This window comes from bacterium (assembly GCA_021372615.1).
GTDB lineage: Bacteria > Armatimonadota > Zipacnadia > Zipacnadales > UBA11051 > JAJFUB01.
Map to the genome: position 1 here is coordinate 1 of JAJFUB010000140.1, position 2,473 is coordinate 2,473.

Annotated in this window: 4 protein-coding genes; 2 read left to right on the forward strand and 2 right to left on the reverse strand. The window is 69.4% G+C overall.

Features of this window, described 5'->3' with window-relative positions; translation table 11 throughout:
* Both LLH23_20350 and LLH23_20355 read left to right on the forward strand, forming a co-directional pair.
* On the forward strand, positions 1-474 hold a 474-nt coding region (locus LLH23_20350), incomplete at its 5' end, for a beta galactosidase jelly roll domain-containing protein (protein MCE5240821.1).
* A gap of 83 nt (positions 475-557) precedes the next feature.
* Positions 558-1,394: a glycoside hydrolase family 16 protein gene (locus tag LLH23_20355; protein MCE5240822.1), complete on the forward strand. Its 837-nt coding sequence runs from the start codon at positions 558-560 to the stop codon at positions 1,392-1,394.
* A gap of 244 nt (positions 1,395-1,638) precedes the next feature.
* Here LLH23_20355 and LLH23_20360 read toward each other — a convergent pair whose 3' ends face one another.
* Both LLH23_20360 and LLH23_20365 read right to left on the reverse strand, forming a co-directional pair.
* A complete protein-coding gene (locus LLH23_20360) occupies positions 1,639-1,992 on the reverse strand; it encodes a cupin domain-containing protein (GenBank protein MCE5240823.1) in 354 nt (117 codons plus the stop codon).
* Positions 1,993-2,051: 59 nt separating this feature from the next.
* A complete protein-coding gene (locus LLH23_20365) occupies positions 2,052-2,471 on the reverse strand; it encodes an arsenate reductase ArsC (protein MCE5240824.1) in 420 nt (139 codons plus the stop codon).
* Positions 2,472-2,473: the final 2 nt, after the last annotated feature.

Genomic DNA, 2,473 nt, shown 5'->3' on the forward strand with positions numbered 1-2,473 from the left:
AAGAAGCTGCAGGCGGCACAGGTGGCGGCGCCGGACTTCGACGCCTCGGCCTGGCGGGAGCTGGAGACGCCCGGCGGGTGGGAGACGAAGGCCGCCGATCTGAAGGACTATGACGGGATCGCGTGGTACCGCAAGGAGTTCGCGCTTCAGGAGGTCCCGGCGGCGTCCGTCGCGCTGAAGGTGGGGGCGGTGGATGATGAGGACTGGACCTATCTGAACGGGCAACTGGTGGGGCACATCGGCACCGACAACCACCCGGAGGAGTACTGGTCGGCCGACCGCGTCTATGCCGTGCCGCCGGGGCTGCTGCGCGTAGGGACGAACGTGCTGGTGGTGCGGGTCAGCGACCTGCGCGGGGGTGGGGGCATCATGCGCGGGCCGCTGGGGCTGTTCGAGCCGGGGCGGTGGCTGGAGTCGTACTACCTGGATGAGCCGGCGGCGCTGGATGACCCGTATCGGTACAACCGGTGGTAGGGGCCGCAGGGACGGAGCGGAGCGGCGGGGAAGGCAGGCGCGACGTGAGGCTCGCAGATTAGACGCACGGAGGATGGGGAGCGATGAGTGAGGCGTCACGGACGGATGGAGCGAAGCCGCCGGTGGAGAAGCCGGGGTGGCGGCTGACCTTTGCAGACGACTTCGACCGGCCACAACTGAATGACATGTACTGGTTCCCGGCGTACCGGTCGGGGCGCAAGGAGTACTTCCGGAGGCTGGGCAAGCCGAGTCGGTGGGTGGACCACAACGCCCACACCGTGATCGAGGACAGCGTCCTGAAGCTGCGGATTGATGAGACGCTGCCCTTCCGGCCGGACAAGAGCACCCCGTGCGTCAGTTGTGTGCAGACCTCGGACCACCGCTTCGGGGCGACGCCGGATGAGTTCCAGGTGCTCGACAAGTTCGCCCAGAAGTACGGCTGGTTCGAGGTCCGGTGCAAGTGTCCGCGCGGGGAGGGGCTGCTGAGCGCCTTCTGGCTGCACCAGTGCGACCCGACCAAGCAGGAGTACACGCCGGACGGTCGGCGGCGGGAAGTGGGCGAGGGGGTGGTGGAGATTGACATCATCGAGCAGCAGGGGCGGCTGATCGGCGATGCGAGCAGTGCCGTGGACCTCAACGTCCACTTCACGCCCGACGCCCACTACCGGCCTGAGGTCGGGGTGGACGCCTCCAGCGACTTCCACGTGTGGGCGATGGAATGGCAGGAGGGGCGGATAGACTGGTATCTGGACGGCACGCGCCTGCAGACCTACGAGGGCCCCACACCCCAGGAGCGGATGTTCGTCCTGATGGCGCTGTTCCAGTACTCGGGCTGGATCGGCGAGATTGACCCCCAGATGTCCTATCCCCGCGACCTCGAGGTGGACTACGTGCGGGTGTATGCCCGCGAGACGGGATAGGGCCCGCCGAGGCGCGGGCTTGCGGAGACGGGCCGGCGGTGAGGACCGCCGGTGTGTGCGTCTCACGCACCGTGGGTCACGGCGCCTCACCCACCGACCGGGCCGACACGCACCCCTGCAGGCTGATGCTCGCGTGCTGTCCCGGTGACGGCTAGAGGCTGTGCAGCAGGACAGGCGGCTCGCCTGCCTGCCCGCGCGGGTCAGCCGCGCTACGGGGACACATGGCCCATCGCGTGACGCGATGCTAGTGCCCCTGGGTCGCCTCGCCCAGCGGCACCAGGCAGAGGAACTGGAGGCCCTCGGCCCCGGCGCGGAAGCAATGGATTTCGTCGGGCAGGACGAGGACGGCGCAGTCGGGGCGGACGGGTGTCTCGCCCTGTTCGGTCACGACCGCCCCGCCGCCCTGGAGGACGTAGACCTCGTGCTCCCAGGGGTGCGAGTGCCTCGGGGTCTGCCCGTTGGGCTCGAGCGTGAAGCGGCGGAGGGCGAAGGTGGGGGCGCCCTCCGCAGGGCCGAGCAGCCACTGCACCTGGACGCCCTGCGCCCCGATCTCGCAGACCTGACCGGGGGGCACGTCAGCGGCGTGAACGCAACGCATGGGACCGACCTCCTCTGGCGCCCTCGGCGCCGGTGCGAGGCTGCGTGCCGGCCGGGCTGTCAGTCAGCCGGCGTCTCCTGCAGCACCTGCGGCATCTTCTCCACGAACGCCCGGATCTCATCCCGGACCCGCCGGTAGTGCGGCAGGGCCTCCTCCTCGGTGGCGGCGTCGCGCGCGAGGAAGGGCGGGTCGTCAAAGCCCACATGGACGACCCTGGCGTTGCCGGCAAACAGGGGGCAGGACTCCCGCGCCCGGTCACAGACGGTCACCACAACGTCGAACTCGGTGTCGCCGAGCTCGTCGGTGGTCTTGGAGTACTGGCCAGAGATGTCCACGCCCGCCTCGGCCATCACCTTGACGGCCAGCGGGTTCATCCCGTGCTTCTCGAGGCCGGCGGAGTAAGGCTCGATGACGTCGCCCTGCAACGCGCGCGCCCACCCCTCAGCCATCTGGCTACGGCAGGAGTTGCCCGTGCACAGGA